The sequence below is a fragment of the Streptomyces sp. NPDC088732 genome (assembly GCF_044751205.1).
Classification (GTDB): domain Bacteria; phylum Actinomycetota; class Actinomycetes; order Streptomycetales; family Streptomycetaceae; genus Actinacidiphila.
The window spans coordinates 339,315-357,506 of record NZ_JBIVLI010000003.1 but is presented as its reverse complement, the minus strand read 5'-3'; the positions used below and the strand labels follow the sequence as shown (position 1 = coordinate 357,506).

18 protein-coding genes are annotated in these 18,192 nt (G+C 72.5%); 10 read left to right on the top strand and 8 right to left on the bottom strand.

What is annotated here, in order from left to right; all coding sequences use genetic code 11:
* Positions 1–41 precede the first annotated feature (41 nt).
* Positions 42–413 carry a winged helix-turn-helix transcriptional regulator gene (locus ACIP9H_RS07090; RefSeq protein ID WP_401582037.1) on the top strand — a complete coding sequence of 124 codons (372 nt, stop codon included), beginning with the start codon at positions 42–44 and terminating at the stop codon, positions 411–413.
* On the opposite strand, the gene ACIP9H_RS07085 is transcribed toward ACIP9H_RS07090, so the two are convergent.
* Positions 404–1,123 carry a hypothetical protein gene (locus ACIP9H_RS07085; protein WP_401582034.1) on the bottom strand — a complete coding sequence of 240 codons (720 nt, stop codon included), beginning with the start codon at positions 1,121–1,123 and terminating at the stop codon, positions 404–406. The two genes, ACIP9H_RS07090 and ACIP9H_RS07085, sit on opposite strands and share 10 nt — an antisense overlap.
* Positions 1,124–1,353: 230 nt before the next feature.
* On the opposite strand from ACIP9H_RS07085, the gene ACIP9H_RS07080 reads away from it, so the two are divergent.
* Positions 1,354–2,253 (top strand): LLM class flavin-dependent oxidoreductase, encoded by a 900-nt coding sequence (locus ACIP9H_RS07080; RefSeq protein WP_401582031.1) that lies wholly within the window; start codon positions 1,354–1,356, stop codon positions 2,251–2,253.
* Positions 2,250–3,557 carry an FAD-dependent oxidoreductase gene (locus tag ACIP9H_RS07075; RefSeq protein ID WP_401582028.1) on the top strand — a complete coding sequence of 436 codons (1,308 nt, stop codon included), beginning with the start codon at positions 2,250–2,252 and terminating at the stop codon, positions 3,555–3,557. Before ACIP9H_RS07080 ends, ACIP9H_RS07075 begins: the two co-directional genes overlap by 4 nt.
* A 72-nt stretch (positions 3,558–3,629) precedes the next feature.
* On the opposite strand, the gene ACIP9H_RS07070 is transcribed toward ACIP9H_RS07075, so the two are convergent.
* The gene (locus tag ACIP9H_RS07070) at positions 3,630–4,283 is read right to left on the bottom strand and encodes an FMN-dependent NADH-azoreductase (RefSeq protein ID WP_401582025.1); all 654 of its coding nucleotides are present in this window, start codon (positions 4,281–4,283) and stop codon (positions 3,630–3,632) included.
* Positions 4,284–4,486: 203 nt separating this feature from the next.
* Between ACIP9H_RS07070 and ACIP9H_RS07065 the strand changes: the two genes are divergently transcribed.
* Together ACIP9H_RS07065 and ACIP9H_RS07060 are read left to right on the top strand one after the other, a co-directional pair.
* Positions 4,487–4,927: a winged helix-turn-helix transcriptional regulator gene (locus ACIP9H_RS07065; RefSeq protein WP_401582023.1), complete on the top strand. Its 441-nt coding sequence runs from the start codon at positions 4,487–4,489 to the stop codon at positions 4,925–4,927.
* 201 nt (positions 4,928–5,128) lie between these two features.
* Positions 5,129–6,085 carry a hypothetical protein gene (locus tag ACIP9H_RS07060; RefSeq protein ID WP_401582022.1) on the top strand — a complete coding sequence of 319 codons (957 nt, stop codon included), beginning with the start codon at positions 5,129–5,131 and terminating at the stop codon, positions 6,083–6,085.
* A 49-nt stretch (positions 6,086–6,134) separates the two neighbouring features.
* Here ACIP9H_RS07060 and ACIP9H_RS07055 read toward each other — a convergent pair whose 3' ends face one another.
* The 5 genes from ACIP9H_RS07055 to ACIP9H_RS07035 all read right to left on the bottom strand — a co-directional run bounded on the left by ACIP9H_RS07055 (position 6,135) and on the right by ACIP9H_RS07035 (position 12,224).
* Positions 6,135–6,476 (bottom strand): nitrile hydratase accessory protein, encoded by a 342-nt coding sequence (locus tag ACIP9H_RS07055; protein ID WP_401582020.1) that lies wholly within the window; start codon positions 6,474–6,476, stop codon positions 6,135–6,137.
* On the bottom strand, positions 6,473–7,069 hold the full coding sequence (nthA, locus tag ACIP9H_RS07050) for a nitrile hydratase subunit alpha (RefSeq protein ID WP_401582018.1): 597 nt from the start codon (positions 7,067–7,069) through the stop codon (positions 6,473–6,475). Before nthA ends, ACIP9H_RS07055 begins: the two co-directional genes overlap by 4 nt.
* Positions 7,066–7,737 carry a nitrile hydratase subunit beta gene (gene nthB / locus ACIP9H_RS07045; protein ID WP_401582015.1) on the bottom strand — a complete coding sequence of 224 codons (672 nt, stop codon included), beginning with the start codon at positions 7,735–7,737 and terminating at the stop codon, positions 7,066–7,068. Before nthB ends, nthA begins: the two co-directional genes overlap by 4 nt.
* Positions 7,738–7,808: 71 nt before the next feature.
* Entirely contained in the window at positions 7,809–10,685 is a 2,877-nt protein-coding gene (locus ACIP9H_RS07040) for a SpoIIE family protein phosphatase (protein WP_401582013.1), read from the bottom strand.
* 93 nt (positions 10,686–10,778) lie between these two features.
* Positions 10,779–12,224: a WGR domain-containing protein gene (locus tag ACIP9H_RS07035; RefSeq protein ID WP_401582011.1), complete on the bottom strand. Its 1,446-nt coding sequence runs from the start codon at positions 12,222–12,224 to the stop codon at positions 10,779–10,781.
* Positions 12,225–12,473: 249 nt separating this feature from the next.
* On the opposite strand from ACIP9H_RS07035, the gene ACIP9H_RS07030 reads away from it, so the two are divergent.
* The 5 genes from ACIP9H_RS07030 to ACIP9H_RS07010 all read left to right on the top strand — a co-directional run bounded on the left by ACIP9H_RS07030 (position 12,474) and on the right by ACIP9H_RS07010 (position 17,506).
* On the top strand, positions 12,474–13,886 hold the full coding sequence (locus ACIP9H_RS07030) for an APC family permease (protein WP_401582010.1): 1,413 nt from the start codon (positions 12,474–12,476) through the stop codon (positions 13,884–13,886).
* Positions 13,883–14,902 (top strand): acetamidase/formamidase family protein, encoded by a 1,020-nt coding sequence (locus ACIP9H_RS07025; RefSeq protein ID WP_401582007.1) that lies wholly within the window; start codon positions 13,883–13,885, stop codon positions 14,900–14,902. The genes ACIP9H_RS07030 and ACIP9H_RS07025 overlap by 4 nt, the downstream gene beginning before the upstream one ends.
* A 107-nt stretch (positions 14,903–15,009) precedes the next feature.
* Complete coding sequence (locus ACIP9H_RS07020; RefSeq protein WP_401957965.1) at positions 15,010–16,095, top strand: PP2C family protein-serine/threonine phosphatase; 1,086 nt, start codon at positions 15,010–15,012, stop codon at positions 16,093–16,095.
* A 150-nt stretch (positions 16,096–16,245) separates the two neighbouring features.
* Positions 16,246–17,070 (top strand): LLM class F420-dependent oxidoreductase, encoded by an 825-nt coding sequence (locus ACIP9H_RS07015; RefSeq protein ID WP_401582003.1) that lies wholly within the window; start codon positions 16,246–16,248, stop codon positions 17,068–17,070.
* A 7-nt stretch (positions 17,071–17,077) separates the two neighbouring features.
* A complete protein-coding gene (locus tag ACIP9H_RS07010) occupies positions 17,078–17,506 on the top strand; it encodes a TIGR03668 family PPOX class F420-dependent oxidoreductase (RefSeq protein WP_401582000.1) in 429 nt (142 codons plus the stop codon).
* A gap of 85 nt (positions 17,507–17,591) precedes the next feature.
* On the opposite strand, the gene ACIP9H_RS07005 is transcribed toward ACIP9H_RS07010, so the two are convergent.
* Positions 17,592–18,101, bottom strand: a complete 510-nt coding sequence (locus ACIP9H_RS07005) for a winged helix-turn-helix transcriptional regulator (RefSeq protein ID WP_401581997.1) — start codon at positions 18,099–18,101, stop codon at positions 17,592–17,594.
* Positions 18,102–18,192 lie beyond the last annotated feature (91 nt).

The window sequence follows — 18,192 nt, the reverse complement described above, 5'->3', positions numbered from 1 at the left end:
GCAGCTCGTGGACGCCCGGCCCGGACGTTCCCGGTGCCGGGATGAGCGGGGAGCCGGGACCGGCCGAACCCGAGGAGCCGTGCCGTGAGGTGGACGCCACCCTGGCGCGCGTCTTCGGGCTGCTCGGCAAGCGCTGGACCGGCCTCGTCCTGGCCGTGCTGACCGGGTCGCCGACCTACTTCGCCCAACTGCGCCGCGCGGTCCCCGGGATCAGCGAGCGCATGCTCTCCGAGCGCCTGACCGAGCTGGTGGAGGCGGGCCTCGTCGTCAGGGACGTCGACCCCGGGCCCCCGCTGCGGGTCCGCTACGAGGTGACCGAGGCGGGCGCCGCCCTGCGCCCCGCCCTCACCGCGCTGAGCCGCTGGGCCGACGAGCACTATCCCGGGACGCAGGGCCATCCGCCTCAGCTGTAGCGCAGGTCGCTGATGTCGATCGCGACCATCAACTCGTCCGGCAGGGCCCTGCCGTCGTCGCCGCAGCGGTAGGCGCGGCGCTTCGAGGGCATGCGCAGCCCCTGGGCCTCGATGTAGTGGTGGACGTACTGGACGGCGGGGAACCCGCCCGCCACGTCGACGCGGTAGTCGTGCCGGCGCAGCAGCAGGTCGTCCCCGAACCAGAACTCCTGCTCGCGGCTGTGACTGGCGATGTCCTCGGGAAGGGCGGCCCGCAGCCCGTGCCACCGTTCGCCGTTCTCGTGCAGGTCCGGGAGGGGGGTGACCGTCACTCCCGGCATGGCGAGCAGGAAGGGGGTGGTCAGGTAGGTCCACATCGCGTAGCCGTTGAAATAGGCCCTCTGGAGGCCGTCCCAGGGCGTGGCGAACTCGTGTCCCGCGAAGGACGCGCGCGGGTCCGGGCGTTCCGCGACCACGGTCCCGTCGGTCCGCTCGATCGCCACGCGCCCGGGGGTGAACGCGGTCCGCTGGTCGGGCGCCCCGAAGGGCCGCACCGACGCCCGTTCCTCGTGGAGCCGGACGGTCATCTCCCGCGGGTCGGGATCCTGCGGCACCCCTTTGATCGCCCACAGCCCGCCTCCGGTGACGATCGTCGCGCGGACCTCGGAGAACTGCGCATAGCGGTCACTGCCGCCGTGCGCCTGGAGGATCTTCGCCAGTAACTGGTCCACAGCTCGGTGTCCCGTCGCCGGTCCCCGGCGACCCGGCGGGGTCGCTCCGGGTGGGGGGTGGTGCCGGTCCGGACTCCCGCCCGGAACAGGCCTTTCCGTTGATTTTCCCAGCACCGCGCCCGGCCCGCGAAGCGAGCGACGGGCCTGCCTCCGCCTGCGCGGCCACTTACTTCGGATAAGTAACTCACCTCCGACTTTGTGCCGCGGGGCGCGGTGCGCAGCGTGGAGGCATGAATGACTACGGACACCCCCTCTCGTTCGGGCTCAGCCTCGATCCCGACGCCGATGTGCTGCCCCGCACCAGGGCACTCGCGCACGAAGCCGAGGCGCGCGGCCTGGACTACCTTGCCGTCCAGGACCACCCGTACCAGCCCGGCCACCTCGACGCCTGGACCCTGATCGGGCACCTCTCCGGGACGACCCGCCGGATCTCGTTCCTCACCGACGTCGCGGATCTCCAGCTGCGACCACCGACCATGCTGGCGAAGGCGGCCGCGTCGCTCGGCGTGCTCACCGGCGGACGGGTCCAGCTCGGTGTCGGTGGCGGTGCCTTCCCGGAGGCCATCGCCTCCATGGGCGGTGTGCCCCGCAGCGGCGCGGCGATGGTCGGCTTCACCGAGGGGGCGCTGGGCCTGCTGCGCGGCGCCCTCGGCGGCGGGCCGGTGCGGCTGCGGGACGCGCACCACACCGTCGAGGGCTACCGGGCCGGACCGGTGCCCCCCACGCCGGTCGGGGTGTGGCTCGGCGCGCAGAAGCCGAGGATGCTCGCCCTGACCGGCCGCGCCGCCGACGGCTGGATCTCCCCGCTGAACATCTACGTGCCGCCCGAGCGGGTCCCCGGCGCCCAGCGTGTCATCGACGAGGCAGCCGAGGCGGCGGGGCGCGCCCCGGCGTCCATCCGCCGCGTCTACAACGTCATCGGGACGATCGGTGAGCCGCGCGGGCTGCCCGGGCTCGCAGGCGACGCCGGGCACTGGGCGGACACCCTCAGCGAGTGGGCGGTCGGCCTCGGCTTCGACACCTTCGTCTTCTGGCCGGCCGCCGAGCCGGAGAGGCAGCTCGCGGTGTTCGCCGAAGAGGTCGTCCCGGCGGTGCGCGAGCGCGTCGCACGCCTGCGGAGCGCCCGATGAACGCCGTCCCGCACCCGGTGCCCGCCGGGCTCGCGGGCAAACTCGTCGGGCCCGGGGACCGCCGCTACGGCGCGCTCCGGTCGACGTACACCCGGGTCGGCAGCCCGGCCCTGGTCGCGCTGCCGGAGTCCCCGCGCGATGTGGCGCGCGCCCTGGCCTTCGCCGCCGACCAGCGGCTGCGTGTCGCGGTCCGCAGCGGCGGTCACGGGCTGTCGGGCGCCGCGACCAACGACGGGGGACTGGTCGTCGACCTGAGCGCGATGCGCGGCGTACGGGTCCTCGACCGAGGGGCGCGCCTGGTACGGGTGGAGGCCGGTGCCCGCTGGGCCGAGGTGGCTCGGGCACTGGCCCCGCACGGGCTCGCCATCAGCTCCGGCGACCACGGCAACGTCGGCGTGGGCGGGCTGGCCACCGGCGGGGGCATCGGCTGGCTCGTGCGCTCGTACGGGCTGACCGTCGACCACGTGCGCGCCGTCGAAGTGGTGCTCGCCGACGGCTCGGTGGTCCGCGCCGACGCCGAGCACGAGCCCGATCTGCTGTGGGTCATGCGCGGGGCGGGAGCGGGCACGGCGACAGCGACCGCCTTCGAGATCGAGGCGGTCGAGCTCGGCAGGGTCGGGTACGCCGAGGCGACCGTCGTGGTGGACCCCGCCGGAACGGCCCTGCGCCGCTGGGCAGCCATGATGGCCGCGGCGCCCCGGGAGCTGTCCACCGCGGTGAACCTCTCCGGCCAGGGGTCCTTCGCGGTCGCCTCCGTCACCGCGGTCGTGGCCTCCGACAGCGAGTCCGTCGTCCGGCGCGCGCTGGAACCGCTCGCCGGCCTGGGCGACACCGTCCTCCAGCAGGCTTACGTCCTCCCGTACCCGCAGTTGCTCTCCACCGCCCAACTGCACGGACACAGCGGTCAGATGCCCGTGGTCACCACCAACGGCCTGCTCACGCGGATGACGCCGGAGGCCGCCCGCGGTCTGGTCGCGGCGGTCACCGCCCCGGAGCCCGTGCTGATCCAGATGCGGTCGCTGGGCGGCGCGGTCAACGACATGGACCCCGCCGCGACGGCCTACCCGCACCGTCACCAGCGGACCCTCGTCACCGCAACGGCCTTTCCTCCCGGGGACCGGGGGACGCTGTCGGCCGGGTGGAAGCCGCTGCTTCCGTACACCGACGGTGCCTATGTCAACTTCGAGAGCCATCCCGACGCGGAGACCTTCGCCCGCACCTACCCCGGGGAGACCGGTGCGCGCGTGGCCGCACTGCGGCAGCGGTACGACCCCGACGGTGTGCTGCGGCCCGGTATCCGCTGAGCACGAAGACGGCGCTCGCGTCCGGAATCCCGTTCCGGACGCGAGCGCCGTCGTCGCCTGCGCGCCGCGGCGTCAGCTCGCGGCGACGCGCAGCGCGATGTCCTTGCCCTTGACCGCGGCGTCCTCCAGGGCCCTGGCCCACGAGGCCTCGGCCAGGGGGACGAGCTCGCTCATGGCCGGGTTGGACGCCGCCGCGGTCAGCTCGGGGACGATGAAGTCGACGTCCAGGCCCATGTACTCGCCGAGGATGGAGCGCAGGTAGTTCTGCACGTACTCGGACGAGGCCCGGGGCGTGCCCGGCGCGTAGGAGCCGCCGCGGCTGGCGACGACGGTGACCGGGAGGTCCTTGACGGTGGAGTCCTCGCCGGTGGTGCGGCCGACCAGGAGCACTTGGTCGATCCAGCTCTTGAGCGTCGAGGGGATCGTGAAGTTGTACATCGGGGCGCCGAGGAGGACCGCGTCGGCGCGCTCCAGTTCCTCGATCAGCGCCAGGCGCCCGGCGAAGGCCGCCGCCTGCTCGGGGGTGCGGGCATGGGCGTCCACCAGGGCCGCCGAGAAGGCGGGCAGACCGAAGTGGGGCAGCGGGTCGGCGGCGAGGTCGCGGTGGAGCACGGTGCCGTCGGGATGCTGGGCCTGCCAGGCGTCGCGGAATGTCCGGGCCACGGTGCGGGAGGCGGAGTCCGTACCGGCGTGGAGGGAGGAGTCGATGTGGAGCAGGGTTGCCATGGTCTCTTCCGGGGTGGAGGGCGGTTCTGGGCGCGCCGCCGGCAGCGGCTGCCGCCGGCGGCGTCCAGGGCCTCTGATCAGCGGATTCCGCCCCTGAGCGGTAGGTGCTCCGGGAAGCGGGGGTCCGTGACCGGCCATGCGTCCACAGTCGGTCGGACAGCCGCTCCGGAACAAAGAAAGTATTAGGTGCTAATCTTGGGTAAGTGGAAGCGAGTACCCCGTCACCCCGGCCGCGCGAGGTCCGCGGCATCGACGACAGCAGTTGCCCGAACCTGCAGGGCGCCCTGGAACTGGTCGGGCGCCGCTGGACGGGCGGGATCCTGGAGGCCGCCTCGCACGGGGCCCGACGCTTCGGCGAGTACCGGGCCATGGTCACCGGAATCTCCGACCGGCTGCTCGCGCAGCGGCTGAAGGAGCTGGAGGCGGAGGGGCTCATCGAGCGCACGGTGGTGCCGACCACTCCCGTGCAGATCCGCTACAGTCTCGCCCCCGACGGCCGCACACTCGTGGAGGCCCTGCAACCCCTCGCCATGTGGAGCGCCCGGCGCCTCGGCCAGGTGGACCAGGCGCCCGTGCGGCGCCGCAGGACGTCCGCGGGCGGCGGCCACGGCGGCGGGGAAGGAAGCGGCACCGCGGACGGCTGAGGCCTCCGCGGCGTCCCGGCCCGCCGGCCCGCCGTACGGGGACATCTGACGGTACGTCCCCTGTGTCGGCCCGCCGCCGCCCACACCGTCCCGCCGACGTTAACGCGCGGGTCAACAAGCCACGTACAAAGCGTCATTGGGCGCCAGGAGAGTAGCGCCGCCTCGTTGCGCGTCCCTCCTCCTGACTCGGAGCCCCCCCCCATGAAGCCCTGGCGAGCCTTCGGCGCCGCTGCGATGACGCTCTTCCTCTCCGTCGCCACCCTCGTGGCCGCGGGCCCGGCCCGGGCCGCGGCGCCGACCGACGCGGACCTTGCCTACCGCTGGGCCCCCCTCCACTACCAGGACACGTCGTCGGCGTACTACACCGCGGACTACCTCTCGCCCGTCGACTACGACGGCGACTGGAACACCCGCAACAACTGGGAGAACCTCGACGCCAACACCCAGCGGCTGACCGGCACCGCGTACTACTCGGTGGTGGAGACCTCCACCCACTGGTTCATCACGTACGCGTTCTTCCACCCCCGCGACTGGAAGGACTACCCGATCAACCTGACGGGCCACGAGAACGACATGGAGGGCGTGCTGGAGGTCGTCCGCAAGGACGGCAGCACCTACGGCAGCCTTCAGGCGGCCGTCACCCAGGCGCACGACAACTACTACTCCTACGTCCCGGCGGGCAGTCCCTTCACCGGCAACCGCGAGACGGTCGACGGCACCCTGTTCACGCAGGCGTACGACGGTGCGCAGCACCCGCTGGTGTTCCAGGAGGCCCGCGGCCACGGCATGTACAACTGGGACGGCGCCGACTTCGCGGGCGGTGACGGCATCGTCTACCGCCCCAGCCGCACGGGCGGCACCGTGCCCAGGAGCGGCAACGACCGGGCCGCGAGCTACCAGCTCGTCGACATCTTCGGCGCGGGGGGCCTGTGGGAGCGCCGCAACACCAACCCGCCGTACGCCTCATGGGGCACCTTCGCCGGTGACAACGGCAAGGACAACGCGGCGCACACGCCGTGGGGCTGGGACGACACCAACGACGGCAGCGACCTCCAGCGCGGTTCCATCGCGCCGGACCCGGCGTACCTGGTCTCGGTGTACTTCGGCAACACGGCCCCGCTGAGCCTGGCCTACACCCGCAACACCTACCGCTCCTGACGAAGCCTCCGGGCCGGCGGCGGAACGGTCGCCGGCCCGGAGGCGGAGGTCAGTGCGGGTGGTCGTGGCCCGCGGGGCGCCGGTCCAGGGCCCGGGCGCGGGCGGTGACCTCGTCGTCGGACACGGTGCCCTGGCCGGCGAGCACGTCCTCCAGGGCGCCGAGCCAGTGCTGGTAGTAGTTCCAGGGCTCGCCGTCCTGGTCGTGCGCGGCCTCCCAGACCGCGATCCGGGTGATCAGCGCGGCCTGGAACCGCGGCCAGGTGAACGCGCCGGCCTCGTAGAGGGTGACGGCCATGCCGAAGGCGCGGCTCTCCCACGGCTCGGCGAACATCAACTCCCCATTGGCACGAGGCGGGGCCGCCGGCCCCTCGGTGTCGAGCGGGGCGGTCACGGGGTCCTCGCCTTGGCCACGCCGACCATGGCGTCCCGGGTGACCAGCGGCACGAGCTGCTCCTCGGTCAGGTGCTCGGTGCCGGGCGGGCGTTCGGGCAGCACCAGCCAGCGCACCTCGCTGGTGGAGTCGCGCACGACGATCCGTACGCCGTCGTCGAGGTCGAGGCCCATCTCGGACAGCACGGCGCGCGGCTCCTTGACCACGCGGGCGCGGTAGGCCGGGTCCTTGTACCAGCTCGGCGGCAGCCCGAGCACCGGCCACGGGTAGCACGAACACAGCGTGCACACGATGACGTTGTGGATGGCCGGGGTGTTCTCGACGACCACGATGTGCTCACCCTGCGGCCCCGTGAAGCCCAGTTCCGCGATGGCGGCGGTCCCGTCGTCGAGCAGCCGGCGCCGGTACTCCGGGTCGGTCCATGCCCTCGCGACGACCTTGGCGCCGTTCAGGGGGCCGATGGTGGTCTCGTACTCGGTGATGAGCCCGTCCATCACCTTCGGGTCGATCAGGCCCCGCTCGGTGAGGAGTTGCTCCAGGGCCTCGGCGCGCAGCGCCACGGGCGGGCGCACGCCCGGTCCGGCGGTGGTCATGAAAGTGTCTCCAGATAGCTCTCGTACAACTCGGCGGTGACCTCGAAGGGTTCCGACCCGGCGCCCCACAACTCCCGTGAGTCGAAGCGCACCGAGTAGACGTGCTGCGGATGCTCACCCTTGAAGTGGGCATTGGTGTCCGGCAGTACGGCGGCGGGCTGGACCGCCTCGACGACGCCGGCGTGCCCCCGGACATAGCCCGGCATCCGGGTGTGACCGGGCGGCGAGATGTCCTTGGCGCGGACGCGCTCGCCGACGGCGAAGGCGGGCGGGGTGTCCACGGCGCGCATCCAGCCGTCTTGGGCCGGTGCGGGGGCGGGCCTGGGGTGCTCGGGCGCCGGAGGCTCGGCCGTGTGCCCGCCGAGCAGGTTGCGGGCGCGGGCGTCGACGGCGCCCGGCGCGAGGAAGTCCGTCTCGGTGAGCATCAGCTCCGCGCCGTTGAGCCAGCGCCCGTAGTAGCCGTCGTCCAGGTAGGCCGCCCGGTCCAGCCGCTCGACCGTGTGGCGGAAGGCGTCCGTGTTGAGGCCGCCGCAGGCGAGCCGGATGGAGGCCATCCCCAGCGCGAAGGCGCGGCCCTGCCAGGGTTCCGCGAAGACCGGTTCGTCGTCGCGCGACGGGGGGACACGGCCCCAGCCGTCCGTGCCGCCCATGTCGGCGATTCCCTCCATGGCACCACCTCTCGCACCTCGCCAGGAACGGACAAATGCATACAGAGCCCATTCTGTGGGGTCCGGGGTGCTCAAGCGAGGGGCGGCACGGCGTCCACGTCGAATTCCTCCAGCGGCGGGACGGGCGCGCCGTTGCCGGGCACCTGCTGCGCCGTCCAGATGCACTTGCCGTTCGAGGTGTAGCGGGTGCCCCAGCGCTGGGAGAGCGAGGCGACGAGCTGCAGCCCCCGGCCGCCCTCGTCCGTCTCGGAGGGATGCCGGATACGGGGCATCGTCAGGCTGCCGTCGGCGACCTCGCAGATCAGCTCGGTGTCCCGCAGCAGCCGCAGCCGCATCGGCCCCTTCGCGTGCCGGACGACATTGCCGATCAGCTCGCTGGCGAGCAGTTCCGTCGTCGGCGTCAGCTCGTCCAGTTCCCAGTCCGACAGCTGCTCCCGGACGAGCCCGCGGGCGAGCGCGGCCGCCTGCGGGTCCTGGGGGAGCGGCCAGGAGGCCATCCGGTCCGCGGGGAGGGCGTGCATACGGGCGATCAGGAGCGCGATGTCGTCCGTGGTGGTCCGCCCGGCGGGCAGCAGGTTGGTGATGACGGTGTCGCAGAGCCGGTCCAGGTCCTCGCCGCCCGAGCTGCGCAGCAGGTGCGCGAGGTCGGACAGGCCCTGGTCGATCTCCCGCTCGGACGACTCGACCAGGCCGTCGGTGAAGAGCACCAGCAGACTCTCCCGCGGGATCTCCATCTCGACGGTCTCGAACGGCGGCTCCGCCGCGCCGAGGGGCGGGTTCGGGGCTGCCTCGGGGAAATGGACCGTGCCGTCCGGATGCACGACGGCCGGTGGCGGATGCCCTGCGCGGGTGATGCTGCACGAACCGGTGGTGGAGTCGTACAGCGCGTAGAGGCAGGTGGCGTAGGAGTCCTCGCCGAGACCGCTGACGATGTCGTTGAGGTGGCTCATGATCTCGTCGGGGGGCAGCTCCAGGCCGGCGAGCGTGTGGACGGCGGTGCGCAGCCGGCCCATGGTCACGGCCTCGGACAGGCCGTGGCCCATCACGTCGCCGATCACGAGCGCGACCCGGCCGGCCGACAGCGGGATGACGTCGTACCAGTCGCCCCCGACGTCCGCGCCCTGTTCCGTCGGCAGGTAGCGGGCGGCGAGCGAGCACGACTGGAGGGTGGGCAGCTGCTGGGGGAGCAGCGCGCTCTGCAGCTCCCTGGACCGGGTGTGCTCGGCGTCGTACAGCCGCGCGCGTTCCAGGGCGTGGGCCACCAGGGCGCTGATGGTGCTCAGCAGCGTGCGTTCCTCGTCGGTGAGGCGGCGGGGCCCGTCGAAGGCGACCACGCAGATCCCGAAGGTGAGACCGGAGGCGATCAGCGGCAGGAAGGCCCACGACTGCTTCCCGATCATGCCCGGACGGTCGGCCATGGTGGGGTACCGCTCCGCGTACTCCTCGGCGGAGGAGACGAACAGCGGTTCACTGGTGGACAGCGACTGCCATCCCGGGTCCTCCACGGCCCGCGGACGGCCCTCGAGGCCGTCCAGGAAGGCCTGCGGATAGCCGACGGAGCCCACGGTGTAGACGCGGTCGCCCTCGATCGCCTGCACCAGCAGACCGGAGGCGCCGAACGGGGGCAGCACCCGCTGGGCCACCGCGTCCACCACGTCGCGCGACGTGGTCGCCGCGGCGAGGGCCGCGGTGAGTTCGGCGATCCGGGCCGAGCGCTCGGTGGAGGCCCGCTCGGAGGCGACCCGCTCGGCCTCGCGCCGCCGCCGGTCGGTGACATCGGTGAAGTACAGGGTGACGCCGTCGGGGACCGGCACGAGCCGCAGGTGGAAACAGGACCCCCGGTCGGGCAGCCCCACGTCGAAGCTCGTGGGCACCGCCTTGGCGGCGGCCTCGCGGCAGCGCGCCTCCAGGCCGGGTATCTGCCGCAGCGACGGCAGCGTCCACAGCACGCGGTCGAAGAGCTCCTCCTCGGGGGAGCCCAGCATGTTCTCCGCCATGAGGTTGACGAACGTGATGCGCCAGTCGTCGTCCACGGACAGGAAACCGTCGCTCATGTGCCGCAGGGCTCGGCTGAGCGCGGCACGGGCCGAGCGGGAGTCGCTGCTCTCCCAAGCCGTGCCGATCATCCGGTAGGGTTCGCCGGTGTCGTCGAGCACCACCTTGGCGCGGGTCTCGGTCCACGCGTAACCGCCGTCCGGACGCCGCACGCGGTACTCGGCCTCGAACACGCCCCGGTTGCGGATGGCCTTCTCGGCGGCGGCGAGCGTCCACGGCAGGTCGTCGGGGTGGACCACCTTCATCCAGCTCTCGACCCGGGGCACGAAGTCGGCGGGGTCGGTGCCGTAGACGGCCATGGCGGCGTCGTCCCAGGCCAGGTCTCCGGTGCGGATGTTCCAGTCCCAGGTGCCCACCTCGACCGCCTTGAGCGCCTGCCGCAGGCCGGTGCCGGTGGGGTCCTCGTGGAGGGGGCGGGCGGGGGGCGGGGACTGGCCCATGCGCTCCTGCGCCCAGGCGGCCACCGCCGCCAGGAACTCCCACTGCTCCCGCGTGGGCTCTCCCCCGGAACCGGTGACCACGGTGAGCGATCCGACCGGGATCTCCCCGTCCGACAGGAGTACCGCCGCCAGACCCGTGCCGGGCCACGCCCGCGTTCCGGGCGGCTGCGCGCTCCCGGCGGCCCCGTGCGGGGCCCACAGCCCTTCTTCCCGGTCCAGCACGCGGGCCGGCACGGCCGCGCTGTCCTGATCGATGATCTCCCAGTGCCGCACGAGGGCGGGGGACAGCCCCACGGTCGACACCAGGCGAAGCGCGGACATGGGCCCGCACAGGTGGACCGTTCCGCCCAGCCCGCCCAATCCGGCCACCGCCTGCTGGATCGCGAGCCGGAGCACCTCGCCTTCCGTGATGCCCTTCTCGACGGCGGAGAGCAGTGCCAATCGGTCGTTCACCATGTAAATGTACATTTCTGGAGGAAACCTGGCAGGTGGCGCCGTACGACGTCGCCGAACGCGTGCGGGCGGGCGCGGGCCCGCGAGGGCCGTTCACAAGAGGCGCTTGATGTCCCCGCGGGCCCGGTAGAAGCCGCCGCGCGTGGAGGCCAGGACCTCGTAGACCACGTAGCGGGCGCCCACGACGCGGATGTCCTTGGGGAACTGCACGTGCCAGGACGGGTCGTAGCCCGGGGAGACCACGCGTACACGGGTGCGGGAGCCCTCCCCCAGACACTCGACCACGATGCCCTGCGCGGGGGCGGCCGGCGCGACGTGGACCGTGGCGAGCTCCCGCGCGGGTGTGACCCGCTCCCACCCGGTGGCCTTGACGTCCGCGGTCCGCGGCAGCCGGCCGCCCTCCGCCTCGCGCACCGCGCTCTCGCTCGCGTCGATGCAGGCCAGCGAGCCGTCCGTGGTGACGATGTAGAGACGCTCGTCGCGGTACTGCATGGAGTAGGCCGAGCCGCAGCCGGTACCGAGCTTCCACAGCCGCGTGCCGTCGGCGGCGAAGCAGTAGATGGACGAGGTGTTGTCGCCGGCGAAGACGTAGCGGCCGTCGGGCGAGGTGGCGCAGGAGAAGACGGCGGAGTCGCAGCGGTACCGGGCGCGCTCGGCACCGTCGGCCTTGGCGAGCCGGTGGACCCGGCCGCGGGCGGTGCCGGCGAACACCTCGTCCGCCTCCTGCCATCCGAACAGCACCGGGCCCTGGGTGGCGACCGACCAGAGCGGCGCGCCGTCGCGGGCTCCGTACATGGCCACGCCGCGCGAGTCGCCGTGGAAGACGCCCCGGTCGTCGCAGCGGACCATCCAGGCGCTGTCACCCGGGCCCGAACGCCGCCACTGGAACTCGTCCTCGTGGTCGACGGTGGTGACACCGCCCTGGGCGTCGGACACCCCGAGGAGCCCGTCGTGGATGTCGAGCCAGTAGATGTCGACGTCCTCGGCGATCTCGTAGGCGACGTGCGGCACCTTGCCGCTCAGGTCGTAGACGCGGCCGTCGTCGCAGCCCGCGTAGATCCAGAAGTCGTCGGCCACGATGCACTTCACACCGTCGGGCAGGCCGAAGCGGCCGGTCACCCGGCCGTCGTGGGCAAGGGTGAAGACGTCGCCGCGCTGATTGCCGATCCAGACGTGGTCCTCGCCGACGAAGATGCCGAAGGCCGGGGCGCCGGAGGAGAAGCGCCACAGGACGGGGGCCTGACGCGCTGTCGAACGGCTGCTGGTGATCTCGCGCCGGGTGACCGCACGCCGCTCACGCAGGCCCCGCACCGCCGGGGCGTACCCCTTGCGGACCTTCTCGCCCACCTTGCGCGCCGCGGCGGCCGACGCCTTCTCCACGGTCGGGTAGCCGGCCGAACGCGTCTGGCCCTGTTCGCCGATCCGCCCGAAGGCGATGGTCACCTCGGTGCCCGAGTGCCGCACCTCGTAGTACTTGTGGGCGCCGCCGCCCTCCTCGGAGAGTTCGAGGTAGGTGGTGGACCCGGTGGTCGCGGGCATGGCTGACCCTTCTTCGTGCGGAGCGCAAGGAGGCATCGGACCCGAGGACCTGAGCGCCCGTCAGGCGGGCACGGCCCTCTCGATACCCAGGACTCTAGGGCGGGGCACTGACACCGCCCCCGACGCCGCTCGTCCTGCCGGCACCGGCACGGCCGCCTGATTCCTTCTGTCACAGGCGTTCCCCTGTCCCCGGCACGCCCCCTAAGATCACCCCGCCAGTCACGGGACCGCGGCCGCCGGGGAGGCGACGTGAGCAACAGCGCACGGGGTGGGGAAGAACTCGAGACGTACGGCTACACACAGCAGTTGGCGAGGTCGCTCGGCTTCTGGGACCTGGTGGTCTACGGCCTGGTCTTCATGGTGCCGATCGCGCCGTTCGGCATCTTCGGCGGGGTCTTCCAGGGCGCGGGCGGCATGGTCGCCCTCGCGTACGCCGTCGGCATGCTGGCGATGATGTTCACCGCGCACTCGTACGCGCAGATGTCGCGGGCCTTCCCGATGGCCGGGTCGGTGTACTCGTACGCGGGGCGGGGCATCGGCGCGCCCTTCGGTTTCCTGTCCGGCTGGATGATCCTGCTCGACTACATCCTGGTGCCCGCGCTGCTCTACCTGGTCGCCGCCGTCGCCATGAACTCGCTGGTCGCCTCGGTGCCGGTGTGGCTCTGGCTGATCGGCTTCGTGGTGCTGAACACCGTCGTGAACTGGTTCGGCATCGAGATGACCGCCAGGATCAACAAGATCATGCTCGCCGCCGAACTGGTCGTGCTCGCGATCTTCCTGGTGGTGGGTGTCGTCGCGGTCGCCCAGGGCAAGGGCAACGGCTTCAGCTTCCACGCCTTCTACGACGCCCACACCTTCTCGTGGTCCCTGGTCTTCGGGGCGGTGTCGATCGCGGTCCTCAGCTTCCTCGGCTTCGACGGGATCTCGACCCTGGCCGAGGAGAACCGCGACTCCGCCAAGGCGATCGGCCGGTCGATGGTCGCCGCGCTGCTGCTCGCCGGCGTGCTGTTCATCGTGCAGACCTGGGTCGCGGCGATGCTCGTGCCCCATCCGCAGACGCTCATCAGCGACGGCGACCCGGACGGCACCGCCTTCTACGACGCCGCCCGCGTGGCCGGGGGCGCCTGGCTGGGGACGCTGAGCGCCCTGGCCACCGCGATCGCCTGGGGCTTCGCCAACTCCCTGGTCGCCCAGGCGGCCACCTCCCGGCTGCTCTTCGCGATGGCCCGCGACCGCCAACTGCCCGGCTTCCTCGCCAGGATCGACGTCCGCCGCCGGGTCCCGGTCAACGCGACCTTCCTCGTCGCCGTGGTCTCGCTGGGGCTGGGCCTGTACATGAACTCCCGGCCGGACGGCATCACTCTGCTCGGTTCCCTGGTCAACTTCGGTGCGATGACGGCCTTCCTGGTGCTCCATGTCTCCGTCGTCGTCCACTACGTCGTCCGCCGCGGCAGCCGGGACTGGTGGCGCCACCTGGTCGCGCCGGCGATAGGCTTCGCGATCCTCACCTACGTCGTGATCAACGCCAAGGTCGCCGCCCAGCGCCTCGGCTTCCTCTGGCTGGCGATCGGTGTGATCCTGCTGGTCGGCCTGCTGCTCGCGGGCCGCCGTCCCGAACTGCCCAACGAGAACTCCGCGGCCGAGGAGGCCGGACACGCATGAGTGACATCGACGTCGTGACGCTCCACCCCGACCCCGAGCAGTACGCCTACACCTTCGGCGGCCGCGAGCCGCTGCTGCGGGTGCGCCCCGGAACGGTCGTGGAGCTCTTCACCGAGGACTGCTTCGGCGGCCGGGTCCGGGGGGCGGACGACCTCCCGAGCAGGGTGTGCGAGTTCCCCTACCTCAACCCCGTCACGGGCCCGATCCACGTCGAGGGCGCGGAGCCGGGCGACACCCTCGCCGTGCACTTCGTCGACATCGCGCCCGCGCGGGACTGGGCGGTGTCCACCACCTTCCCGCACTTCGGCGCGCTGACCACGACCCACTCCACGGCGATGCTCCACGACCCGCTGCAGGAGGTGGTCTGGCGGTACGGCATCGACCGCGACCGCAACAGCTGCCGCTTCCAGGCCCGGTTCTCCGACCACACCGTCGACCTGCCGCTGGACCCGATGCACGGCACCGTCGGTGTCGCGCCGGCGGCCGGCGAGGTCATCATGAGCATCACCCCCGGTGCGCACGGCGGGAACATGGACACCCCCGAGATGCGCGCGGGCACCACCCTCTACCTGGGCGTCAATGTGCCCGGGGCCCTGCTGTCGATCGGCGACGGCCACGCCCGGCAGGGTGAGGGCGAGGTCTGCGGCACTGCCGTGGAGGCCGCGATGCACACCGTGGTCGTGATCGACCTGATCAAGGGCGGCGCGCCGGCCTGGCCGCGCCTGGAGGACGACCGCTTCCTCATGTCGACCGGGTCGGTGCGCCCGCTGGAGGACGCCTACCGGATCAGCCAGCACGATCTGATCGGCTGGACGGCGTCCCTCACCGGACTGCACCAGCTCGACGCGTACCAGCTGGTCAGCCAGGCAGGACTGGCGCCGATCGGCAACGTGGTGGACACCAACTACACCGTGGTCGCCAAGCTCGCCAAGTCCGTCCTGGACGGTGTGCCCGCCTACGACGGGCTGCACCGCGCCCTGCGCGAGAAGGGGCTGGAGTACCTCCGCCTGCGCTGAGCACTCTCCGGGGTGTCGATTCACCCCGGAGAGTGCGCGGGGTGGCCGGCGGGGCCGCGTTTGGGGAGTCTGGGGTGACAGTCGTGGGACGGACCCCGGGAGGACGCGTGGGGAGGGCGGACACATGGAGCCCGGACGGCCACAAGGACGTGGCCCGGTACGTCCGGGCGCTCCCGATGACGCTCCTGGCCTGCGGCGCCGCGGTGGACTACCTCACCCCCGCCCAGTACACCGGTACGGCGTTCTACTCCGTCGCCCCGATGCTCGCCGCCCTGGTGCTGTCGATGAACGGGACCATGCTGGTGGGCCTGGGGGCGATCGCCGCCGACCTGGCGATCATCGCCCGCTACCGGTACCTGCCCACGCTCGCCGGCATGAGCGAGCTGCTGTCCGTCGCGGTGGTGGCCGTGTGGATCAACCGGGTGCTCCACGCCCGGGAGGTGCGCCTGCGTTCGGCCCGGTCCGTCTCCGCGACCGTGCAGCGGGCGGTGCTGCCCGAACCACCCACGCGCGCGGGCCCGTTGCGGATCGCCGCGCGCTACGAGGCGGCCGACGAGGAGGCCGGGATCGGCGGGGACCTGTACGCGGTGCAGGACACCCCCCGAGGGCTGCGGTGTGTTGTGGGGGATGTCCGGGGCAAGGGCATGGAGGCCGTCGAGGCCGCGACGCTGGTGCTCGGCATCTTCCGGATGGCCGCCGGGGAGGAGACGACACTCGCCGCGGTGGCCGTCCAGATGCACCGTGTCCTGTGCCGGGAGATCGTGCGGCGCGGACGGCTGGACGCGCTGGAGTGGTTCGCCACGGTGGTGCTGGCGGAGTTCCCCCGGGGCTCGCGGGAGGTGCTGCTGGTCAACCTCGGCCATCCCGCGCCGCTGCTGCTCACGGAGGGCGGGGTGCGGTCCGCCGATCCCTCGCGGTACGCCATGCCGCTCGGTGTGGGGCTCGACAAGGGGTCCGTGGTGGTCGACAGGGTGCCGTTCCCGGCGGGCTCGACGCTGCTGCTGTGCACGGACGGCGTCACCGAGGCGCGCGACACCCGCGGCAGCTTCTACGACCCGGTGACCCGCCTCACCGGGGTCGGCTTCGGCGAGCCGGCGGAACTGCTGGGGGCGCTGGTCACCGATGTCTACCGGCACGTGGGCGGACCGCGCAACGACGACATGGCGCTGCTCGCCGTCACCTCCGACGGATGACGGCCCCGGCCTCCGCGCGCTGCTCGCCGTCCTGACGGGTGGTGGCCGATGCTCCTGACGGGTGGTGCGGCGCTCGTGGGCCGCCTGCGCGGGTAGTCAGCACGTTCGGTGGCAGCCGTCACCCGTTCCCTTCCACCCGACGGAGCCGTCGTGAAATTCGGAGTGTCGACGTTCATCACCGACCAGGGCATCCGCCCCGCCCCGCTCGGGGCCGCGCTGGAGGAGCGCGCGTTCGACTCGCTGTTCATCGCGGAGCACAGTCACATCCCCGTGAAGCGCGAGTCCCCGTACCCGGGCGGCGGTGAACTGCCCGAGATGTACTACCGGACGCTCGACCCCTTCGTCGCCCTCGCCGTGATCGCGACCGTCACCGAGCGCCTGCTGCTGGGCACCGGCATCGCACTGATCCCGCAGCGCGACCCGTTCCACACGGCGAAGGAGGTCGCCACGCTGGACCTGGTGTCCGGCGGCAGGGCGGTCCTCGGCGTCGGCATCGGGTGGAACCGCGAGGAGATGCGGGACCACGGCACCGATCCCCGGACGCGGGGCCCGCTCACCGACGAGAGGCTCGGCGCCATCCTGCAGTTGTGGACCGCGGAGAAGGCGGAGTTCCACGGCGAGTTCGTGGACTTCGACCCCGCCTTCGCCTGGCCCAAGCCGGTACAGCGCCCGCATCCGCCGATCTACGTGGGCGGCGGCGAGGGCGGCTTCCACCGGGTCGCCCGGTTCGGCGACGCCTGGCTGGCGAACGACACGACTCCGGAGAGGCTGTCCGCGTCCCTGGAGAAGCTGCGCTCCGTCGCGGGGCGGCAGGTGCCGGTGACGGTCTACGGGGTGCCCGGCGACGCCGCGCAGGTCGAGGGCTACCTCGCTCTCGGCGTGGAACGGGTGCTGTTCAACCTGCCGACGCTGCCCGAGCGGGACTCGCTCGCGCACCTGGACCGGCTGGCCGACCTCGCCGGCCGGTACCGGTGAGTGCCCTGTGCCCGAACTGACGGCCGCGCAGGTGCGGGAGCGGTTCACCGCGGCACGCGTGGCCCGTCTGGCGACGGCCGACGCGGCGGGCCGCCCGCATCTGGTGCCGGTGGTCTTCGCCCTCGACGGCGACTCGGTGAGCCTGGCGGTGGACCACAAGCCCAAGCGGACGGCGCGGCTGAAGCGCCTGGCCAACATCGCCGCCAACCCGGCGGTCTGCCTGCTCGTCGACCACTACGACGAGAACTGGGATCTGCTGTGGTGGGCCCGCGCGGACGGCGAGGCCCGCGTCCTCCCGCCGTCCGCGGACTCGCCCGAGGCGGCCCGGCGGGTCGCCCTGCTGACCGCCCGGTACGGGCAGTACACCGACCACCCGCCCGCCGGGCCTGTCGTCGCGATCTCGGTGCACCGCTGGACGGGCTGGCGTGCGGTCTGAGGGGCGGTCGTGCGCCGTCCGCGCGGTCCGGTGCGACGCGAGGTGCGCCCCGGCCCCGCCGCCCCGTGGCGCGGAGGCGGCGCGCTCAGTCGTCCGCGCCGCGCCGACGCTCCAGTTCGGTGTACCGGGCGCGCATCTGGTCGCCCGCGGCCGGGCCCGCGGTGAACACGAAGGCCGCGCTGTCGTCGAGCCTGCGGCCGGTCCGGGCATCGACGACCACCGGGTCGGCCTCCTCGCCCGTCTCGGCGTCGACCAGGATCATGCTGCGCTCCTCCGGCGCGAGGTGCTGGTTGCCCCAGGCGGCCAGGGCGACGACCACGGGGCGCAGGGTTCGGCCGCGTTCGGTCAGCACGTACTCGTGGCGCACGGGATTGGTCTGGTAGGGGCGCCGCTCCAGCAGTCCGTCGGCGACGAGGGTCTTCAGCCGCGTGGTGAGCATGCTGGTGGAGATGTTCATGCTCTTCTGGAACTGGTCGAAGCGCGTGTAGCCGTCGAAGGCGTCGTGGAGGATCAGCAGCGTCCACCACTCCCCGACGTGCTGCACGGTCGTCGACAGCGGACACTCGCGGTCCTCCAGCCGGATCCGGCTCGCCATGGCGCCACACTCTCCCGAGTCACTGCTAAAGTCAAAGTTACGTGCTTCCATTTTAGCAGTGACTGGGGGCGGGCTGTGCCCTGCGCGGAAC

Excerpts from the sequence above, each read along its gene's own strand:
- ACIP9H_RS07090 (WP_401582037.1), top strand. The coding sequence starts at position 42 with ATGAGCGGGGAGCCGGGACCGGCCGAACCCGAGGAGCCGTGCCGTGAG.
- ACIP9H_RS07080 (WP_401582031.1), top strand. The coding sequence starts at position 1,354 with ATGAATGACTACGGACACCCCCTCTCGTTCGGGCTCAGCCTCGATCCC.
- ACIP9H_RS07075 (WP_401582028.1), top strand. The coding sequence starts at position 2,250 with ATGAACGCCGTCCCGCACCCGGTGCCCGCCGGGCTCGCGGGCAAACTC.
- ACIP9H_RS07070 (WP_401582025.1), bottom strand. The coding sequence starts at position 4,283 with ATGGCAACCCTGCTCCACATCGACTCCTCCCTCCACGCCGGTACGGAC.
- ACIP9H_RS07060 (WP_401582022.1), top strand. The coding sequence starts at position 5,129 with ATGAAGCCCTGGCGAGCCTTCGGCGCCGCTGCGATGACGCTCTTCCTC.
- nthA (WP_401582018.1), bottom strand. The coding sequence starts at position 7,069 with ATGACCACCGCCGGACCGGGCGTGCGCCCGCCCGTGGCGCTGCGCGCC.
- nthB (WP_401582015.1), bottom strand. The coding sequence starts at position 7,737 with ATGGAGGGAATCGCCGACATGGGCGGCACGGACGGCTGGGGCCGTGTC.
- ACIP9H_RS07035 (WP_401582011.1), bottom strand. The coding sequence starts at position 12,224 with ATGCCCGCGACCACCGGGTCCACCACCTACCTCGAACTCTCCGAGGAG.
- ACIP9H_RS07025 (WP_401582007.1), top strand. The coding sequence starts at position 13,883 with ATGAGTGACATCGACGTCGTGACGCTCCACCCCGACCCCGAGCAGTAC.
- ACIP9H_RS07005 (WP_401581997.1), bottom strand. The coding sequence starts at position 18,101 with ATGGCGAGCCGGATCCGGCTGGAGGACCGCGAGTGTCCGCTGTCGACG.